The sequence below is a fragment of the Streptosporangium sp. OZ121 genome (assembly GCF_051918885.1).
In the GTDB taxonomy this organism is placed as follows: domain Bacteria; phylum Actinomycetota; class Actinomycetes; order Streptosporangiales; family Streptosporangiaceae; genus Streptosporangium.
The window spans coordinates 148,680-155,245 of record NZ_JBPXMC010000022.1 but is presented as its reverse complement, the minus strand read 5'-3'; the positions used below and the strand labels follow the sequence as shown (position 1 = coordinate 155,245).

6 protein-coding genes and 1 pseudogene are annotated in these 6,566 nt (G+C 69.0%); 1 reads left to right on the top strand and 6 read right to left on the bottom strand.

All coding sequences use genetic code 11. The annotated features are described in order from the left end of the window. Nucleotides 1-88: 88 nt before the first annotated feature. The 4 genes and pseudogenes from ACTOQ1_RS31190 to ACTOQ1_RS31175 form a co-directional block, all read right to left on the bottom strand. Nucleotides 89-725 (bottom strand): annotated as a pseudogene (locus ACTOQ1_RS31190) (transposase). Nucleotides 726-789: 64 nt separating this feature from the next. Beyond that, nucleotides 790-1,755: an RNA polymerase sigma factor SigJ gene (gene sigJ / locus ACTOQ1_RS31185; RefSeq protein ID WP_440071534.1), complete on the bottom strand. Its 966-nt coding sequence runs from the start codon at nucleotides 1,753-1,755 to the stop codon at nucleotides 790-792. An 82-nt stretch (nucleotides 1,756-1,837) separates the two neighbouring features. Then, the gene (locus ACTOQ1_RS31180; RefSeq protein WP_440071533.1) at nucleotides 1,838-2,572 is read right to left on the bottom strand and encodes an SDR family oxidoreductase; all 735 of its coding nucleotides are present in this window, start codon (nucleotides 2,570-2,572) and stop codon (nucleotides 1,838-1,840) included. A gap of 286 nt (nucleotides 2,573-2,858) precedes the next feature. Next, on the bottom strand, nucleotides 2,859-3,488 hold the full coding sequence (locus ACTOQ1_RS31175) for a TetR/AcrR family transcriptional regulator (RefSeq protein ID WP_440071532.1): 630 nt from the start codon (nucleotides 3,486-3,488) through the stop codon (nucleotides 2,859-2,861). Nucleotides 3,489-3,573: 85 nt separating this feature from the next. Here ACTOQ1_RS31175 and ACTOQ1_RS31170 point away from each other — a divergent pair, with 85 nt between their 5' ends. After that, nucleotides 3,574-4,215, top strand: a complete 642-nt coding sequence (locus ACTOQ1_RS31170) for an NAD(P)-dependent oxidoreductase (RefSeq protein ID WP_440071531.1) — start codon at nucleotides 3,574-3,576, stop codon at nucleotides 4,213-4,215. Nucleotides 4,216-4,371: 156 nt separating this feature from the next. Here the strand turns inward: ACTOQ1_RS31170 and ACTOQ1_RS31165 are convergent, their stop codons facing one another. Both ACTOQ1_RS31165 and ACTOQ1_RS31160 read right to left on the bottom strand, forming a co-directional pair. Then, nucleotides 4,372-5,292: a TIGR02452 family protein gene (locus tag ACTOQ1_RS31165; RefSeq protein WP_440071530.1), complete on the bottom strand. Its 921-nt coding sequence runs from the start codon at nucleotides 5,290-5,292 to the stop codon at nucleotides 4,372-4,374. A 226-nt stretch (nucleotides 5,293-5,518) separates the two neighbouring features. After that, complete coding sequence (locus ACTOQ1_RS31160; protein ID WP_440071529.1) at nucleotides 5,519-6,346, bottom strand: class I SAM-dependent methyltransferase; 828 nt, start codon at nucleotides 6,344-6,346, stop codon at nucleotides 5,519-5,521. Between the last annotated feature and the right edge of the window lie 220 nt (nucleotides 6,347-6,566).

The following is a 6,566-nucleotide window of genomic DNA, read 5'->3' as shown; positions in this document are numbered from 1 at the left end:
CGAGGCCGTCATCGCCGAGAAGCCCGAGAAGGCCGGAGCCGCCCCCGCCATGCCCGGCGGCGGCGACATGGACTTCTAACCGATCGTTTCAGAATGAGGTCCGCGGGCGGCGGAGGCACATGAGGCCGCAGGCCGGTTCGGGCAGCCCGTGGTGGAGGTCGGCGCGTCGTTCGTAGCGGGTGCGGAGTCGTTTGAACTGGTGCGGCCAGGCGAAGACGCGCTCGACCACCCAACGCACCTTGCCCAGTCCTGAGCCGTGGGCGAGACCGCGTCGGGCGATCATGGGCTTGATGCCGCGCTTCCACCGCAGGCGGCGGTACTTGTCGAAGTCGCAGCCCCGGTCGGCGTACAGACGCCGGGGCTTGCGGCGGGGGCGTCCGCGCAGACCCCGGATCGGTGGGACCGCGTCCAGCAGTAGCGGAAGCCGGGTGACGTCGTGCCGGTTGCCGCCGGTGAGCGTGACGGCGAGCGGGGTTCCGTGACGGTCGACGATCCTCGGTCCAGTCCCGCGGCCGACGTCAGGCCGTCACCCCGGAGCAGCCCACGGTCTCCGCGGGGACGTCGCGCCAGGCGACACCGGTCCGCAGCACGTACATGACGCCGGCGAGTGCCACGCGGTCCGGAACGCGCCGCCGCCCGGGATAGCGGTGGCGCCCTTCGGGAGCAGGCGGCGACAGCGGAGCAACCCGCTCCCACAGGTCGTCAGGAACAAGATCAGCACGCATCCCGGACACACTGCCGACCAAGATCGTCGACACAAGACCCGCGACTCAACCCATTCTAAAACAATCAGAGCGACCAATTCGTCAGCTTTACTGGATTCAGCATCAGCCACACATTCGTGACGCCTTCATCGCTGACGTCAAAGGTAACCATTCCGTATCGACGCCCTTCGTTTCGAAGAATGTATCCGAGACCGTCGGCTGTGTCGCGTCGCTCAAGACGGAGGGCGGGCTGCTTGCGCATCACTCCCATGAACCACCGGGCTACACGATCCGACCCACGGATGACCTGAGGTGCGGCATTGACGAAGCCGCCGCCGTCTACTCGTAGTTCGACGTCTGGAGCCAACACGCGGAGCAGGTCCTCGATGTCCCCTCTGACAGTTGCACCACGGAATGCCCGAACAACCTCATCATGCTGGTGGGGAGAAACCTGTGCGCGTCTTCCTCGTCGAACGTGGCGGCGTGCGGACGTCGCCAGTTGCCTTGTTGCTGCCGCTGAACGACCTACGACACCAGCAATCTCGTCAAACGGGACGCCGAACACATCATGCAGGACGAACGTCACTCGCTCTGCTGGGGTCATGGCCTCGAGGACCGTCAGCAATGCCATGCTGACGGCATCATCGAGGGTGACACGTTCGAGCGGATCAGCAGCGAGATGACTGGAGTTCAGTGGCGCAATGGCTGTGTCTGCAAAGAGGTCAGCCGGAACCGGCTCCGGCAGCCATTGCCCGACGTACGTCTCCCGTCGTGCCCGCGCGGAACCCAGCAAGTCGAGTGAGATGCGGCTCGCAACTCGAATCAGCCATGCCACAGGCGCGGCGATTTCGTCGCGTTCCTCGGGCTCAAGGCGGTACCACCTCACATATGTCTCTTGCACGACGTCCTCGGCATCGGCCAGGGTGCCCATCATGCGAAAGGCTAGCGACAGCAGACGATGCCGCTCCGCCATGACCGAATCGAGAGCCCGTGATTCGTCACGCTCGGCTTTTCCGAACTCTGCGGATTCAACAGGAAGATCTTCCGACATGGGGCACCCTTTCCCATTGGGCGCAGCACGCCTAACCTATTGCCTGGCGGTCAGACGTTCCCGCCTCTCTCCACTATCGCATTCAGGCGGTGGGGATCCCGGTAATCGGGTACCGCACGCTGCCTGTCCGGCACGCGCCGCGCGGAACCATGGCATCGAGGGGCTCCTGTCCGTCCACGGTCACAACCTCACGATCGTCTCCGCGATCGGCCAGAGTGGCACGGAAGAGGTCGTCGTGGTAGAACCGGTCGGGTCCAGCGATCTCGACCACACTTCCCGGCTCCAGCGTCGTGACAGCCTCGGCGAGCAGCTCGACGACTTCGTCCAGCTCGACGGGCTGGATGAATGACCTCGGAGCGAGAACCTTTCCGTCCACGGTGTGCTGGTCAATGAGGACAGGGATGTAGCTCTGGAACTGGGTGGCCCGAATGATGGTGGCGGGGATCGAAGCGGATCGCACGGCCTTCTCCTGCGCCACCTTGCCGAGGTAGTACCCGATCTCAGATGCGTCCCCTTCTCCAACGCCGACGATGGAGAGCACGATGTGATGACGCACACCTGCCCGCTTGCCCTCCGCGGTCAGGTTGTCGATCGCTCCCTCGAAGAACGAGATCGCCCCCTCCGCATCAAAGCGGGGGGTGTTGAGGACGTTCACGATGGTGTCGACTCCGACGAGAGCCTCGGTGAGCCCCTTGCCCGAGATCACGTCGATCCCGTCCTCGAGTCCTCCCGAGACCACCTCGATGCCCTTGGCCTCCAGGTTGTCAGCAAGGCGGGACCCGACACGGCCGCGCCCACCAGCGATGAAAACCTTCATTTCCTCACTCCGTTCCGGGGCACCAGTCGCTGCCCTCACCAACAGGACGACGCAGGCCGGAAAAATGTGAGGTTGCGAAGCAGGCTTGCTACCACACCGTGTTCTATGTGGTGAGGCGGAGGAGTCGCTCGTAGCAGCCTCCGCCGCCTGCGAACCTCATTCTGAAACGATCAGTAAGTCCGTCCCCGGTCACGGGCTTCCGGGTCCCCGGTCACGGACTCCGAGTCCACTTCCAGTCACGGCCGGACGGGTGCCTCCGGCCACGCGCTCCCGCGCCCGCCTCCGGTCACGGCCGGACGGGTCCCTCCGGCTCCCGGACGCCCTCCAGGAGGGTCCTGGCCAGCGCGGCGGCGAACTCGTCGAGCGGCCGGGCGGCCGGTCCCGACGGCAGGCGGTCCCCCGCGAAGGCCTGCAGGAAGGCGCGCTGGAAGCACGCCCCGAGGAACAGGGCCGCCGCCGCCTCGGGGTCGGCGTCGGCGCGGACGCGCCCGGTGGCACGCTGCTCGCGCAGGTAGGCGGCCAGGGAGTCGAGCGGCTTGTGCGGGCCCATGTCGAGCCTGTCCATCTCCTCGCCGTGCCGCCGCAGCAGCGCCGGATCGGAGAACAGGGAGGCGGCGATCGGGAAGGACGACGCGTAGAACGCCACGGCGTGCCGGGCGATCTCGGCCAGGGTCTCCTCGACGTCGCTCCCGTCCGCCTCCCCGCTCTCCAGCTCGGCCAGGAGCGGGGCGAATCTGGGCAGCCGTTCCTTCAGGACGAACGTGAACAGCTCCTCCTTGCTGTCGAAGTGCTTGTAGAGCGCGGCCTCCGAGCATCCCGCGGCGCGGGCGATCTCCTTGGTGGTGGTGCGGGCCAGCCCGATGGTCCGCATCAGCTGGTCGGCCGCGTCCAGGATCCGGACCCGCGTCGGCTTCATGCTGGGCGCTCCCCCGCGGTTGACGAATGGGTGGGTGAACACTCACCCTAGTGGTTAGTGAGCACTTACCCACCAGGAGGGCGCCATGAAGCTGACCGTCTGCGGAGCCACGGGCGGTACGGGCCGGGAGGTCGTACGACAGGCGCTGGAGGCGGGGCACGAGGTGACGGCGGTGGTGCGCGATCCCGCGCGGCTGCCCGGCGACCTCACCGGCGTGCGGGTGGTGACGGCCGACGTGACCGACCCGCGGTCGTTGCGTCCCGCGATGGAGGGACGGGACGCCGTGATCTCGGGTCTGGGCCCGCGCAGCAGGAAGCTCGCCCGGGACGGCGTCGTCGCGCCGGCGACGCGGGGGATCCTGTCCGCCCTGGAGGTCTGCGGGGTGCGCCGCTTCGTCGCGGTGAGCGCGGCCCCGGTCGGCCCGTCGCCGCAGGGCGACCCCTTCCTCGACCGCAGGATCATGACCCCGCTGATCCGGAGATTCCTGCGGGACGTCTACACCGATCTGGGGGCGATGGAGGAGGCCGTCCGCGCCGGCGACACCGACTGGACGGTCATGCGGCCGCCCCGCCTGCTGGACAGGCCCCGCACCGGGACCTACCGGCTGGCCGTCGGCGGCAACGTCCCCGGCGGACGCAGGATCGCCCGTTCCGACCTGGCCCACGCGATCCTCGCCCTGCTGGACGACCCGGCGACCGTGAGGCAGGTGGTCGGCATCGCGTACTGAACTTCCCCGCACCTCCGACGCCCCGCTCCTGCGCGGCACGGGCACGGGAGCACCGCCGGCCCGGACGTTCCCGGTGGTCACCCGGACCCGGCAGGACCCGGCGGAACTGCGCGGGACCCGGCTCGGGGGCATCCCGGGGACACCGGGACCGGCGCCTTACCCAGGCTCGCCGGTGAGCGCCCGGGCGAACGCGTCGTGGACGGGTGTTCCGGGGGCGTCGTCGAGCACGGCGAAGACCACCCGCTCGAAGCGCCCGTGGAAGGCGCCCGAGGGGCCGAGGTGCGTGGCGAAGCAGGCCGCCACGAGCGCGGGCGAGTTGCGGAACACCCCGCACCCCCACGCGCCCAGTACGAGCCGGTGCAGCCCCGAGGCGGCGAAGAGGCTCAGGGCCCTCCCCGAGCGCTCGAACAGCACCTCCGGCAGGCGGGCGCGCCGCTCGTCGTTCTCGTCCATGGCACCGGCGTTCGGCGCGGCCACGGTCAGGAACGAGACGGGGTACGGACGGGCGAGCAGGGCGTCCCGGTCGTCCCTGAAGACCGGGACCGCGGGCGAGAAGATCGCACGGTCGCTGTAGAGCGGATCGCGCCGCTGCCGGTGGAAGGCGTAGAAGTCCGGTGCCTCGACCAGGCAGCGGTAGAGCCCCGACGCGTACGCCAGGCTCTCCTCCTGCGCCTGGGTCCCCCGCAGGAAACCGCCCCCGGGATTCTTCGCCGAGGCGAAGTTCAGGCAGCCGACGGCACCGTCACCCCAGCCGTTCCCGTCCCCGTTCCCGGCACCGTCGATCCCGTCGATCCCGTCGGCCCCGGCCATCCGGCGGGCGGCCGACAGGGAGGTCTCGTTGACGACCTCCACCGAGGTCGCGACGGCCGGGGGCATCGCCGGGGACATCGCCGGGGACATCGCCGGGGACACGGCGGGCGGCCCGATCGGCTCGTCGGGCCCCCACAGCCGGGTGCCCGCGACGGCACCGGCGAGCTCTTTCGCGATGGACACCCGCCCCCGCGAGGGGTGGTCGTACCAGCCGCGCTCCAGGATCTCCACGGTCTCCGCGGCGAGCGCCCGGCGTGCTTGCGTCATCATTCCTCCCGGTTTCCCCCGGGCACAAGTTATCCTCATTATGAGAAATTCTCAATACGAGAAAGACATGGGAACGACGACCCCAGCGCCAACCGCCGCGGGAAGACGCGGCACCACGACGTCCGGCCACCGGAAGATCACCGCCGCCGGCCCGATCTCGCCCGGGCCGGAGCGGCCGGGCGAGATCGGGCCGCCTTTCCTCGAACCGCGAAGGAGCGGCGCGTTCTCAGCGGCGGACCGCGGTGAACAGGGCGTAGCTGATCTGCGGGATCTCCCCGAAACGCCGGTAGATCTCCCCGCAGACGGCGAGCTGCTCGCCGATCTCGCCGCCCAGCTGGATGGCGGAGGCCGGGAGGATGTCGCCCACGAGCTGGAAAGACCGGCTGATGTTTGGCCATATGTCGTGAAATATCTCGATCTTCAGTCCGGCGCGGTCCATCTCCTCGTAGAACTCCTCCACGGTGGGCAGGAAGTGGACGTTGAAGCTCCGGGAGAAGTGCTCCAGGTCCGCGGCGTCGTCGTCGGCGAGCGGACCGAGCAGATACCACTCCCCCACCACGAACCGCCCGCCGGGACGCAGCACCCGGGCGATCTCGCCGAGGACCGCCGCCGGGTTCTCCATGTGGACGAGCGACTCGATGGCGTACGCGGCGTCGAAGGAGGCGTCGTCGAAGGGGAGCCACATCGCGTCGGCGAGCTGGAAGTCGGCGTGCCCCTGGCCCTGGCCCGCCTCGGGGCGCGACTCGGCCAGCCGCACCTGGTACTCGCTCAGGGTGACGCCGGTGACGTGGACGTCGCGCGCGGTGGCGATGCGCGCGGCGGGCCTGCCGGTGCCAGAGCCGACGTCCAGGACGTGCTCCCCGGGAACGACCTCCAGGCGCTCGGCCACCAGGTCGGTGAGGTGGTCCGTCGCCTGCGCGACGGGCGCCTCGTCGTAGTCGTCCGTCCAGTAGCCGACGTGGAGGTTGCCGCCGAACGCGTCGGCGCAGGAATCGGTGAGCTGGTTGTACATCTCGCCGATCACCTCGGGCGAGAGCTTTTCCTGACGGGCCATAACCAACCTGCCTCTCAGCGGCGGTCCGCGTGAAACCCCGTGGCGGGACGGCCCCCTGAAAGACGCGCCCGCCAGGGAGCATGCGGCCGTGCGAGACCGCACGCTCACCCATCCGCGGCATCTCTTGGAAATCCCGGGACGAACGCCCGCGGTGCGGCATTCCCAGCGTTCTCAGCGTTCTCGGAGTTCTTGGCGTTCTCGGAGTTCTTGGCGTCACCGC

Bases quoted from the DNA above. Each gene is read 5' to 3' on its own strand.
- sigJ (WP_440071534.1), bottom strand. From the start codon at position 1,755: ATGTCGGAAGATCTTCCTGTTGAATCCGCAGAGTTCGGAAAAGCCGAG.
- ACTOQ1_RS31180 (WP_440071533.1), bottom strand. From the start codon at position 2,572: ATGAAGGTTTTCATCGCTGGTGGGCGCGGCCGTGTCGGGTCCCGCCTT.
- ACTOQ1_RS31175 (WP_440071532.1), bottom strand. From the start codon at position 3,488: ATGAAGCCGACGCGGGTCCGGATCCTGGACGCGGCCGACCAGCTGATG.
- ACTOQ1_RS31170 (WP_440071531.1), top strand. From the start codon at position 3,574: ATGAAGCTGACCGTCTGCGGAGCCACGGGCGGTACGGGCCGGGAGGTC.
- ACTOQ1_RS31165 (WP_440071530.1), bottom strand. From the start codon at position 5,292: ATGACGCAAGCACGCCGGGCGCTCGCCGCGGAGACCGTGGAGATCCTG.
- ACTOQ1_RS31160 (WP_440071529.1), bottom strand. From the start codon at position 6,346: ATGGCCCGTCAGGAAAAGCTCTCGCCCGAGGTGATCGGCGAGATGTAC.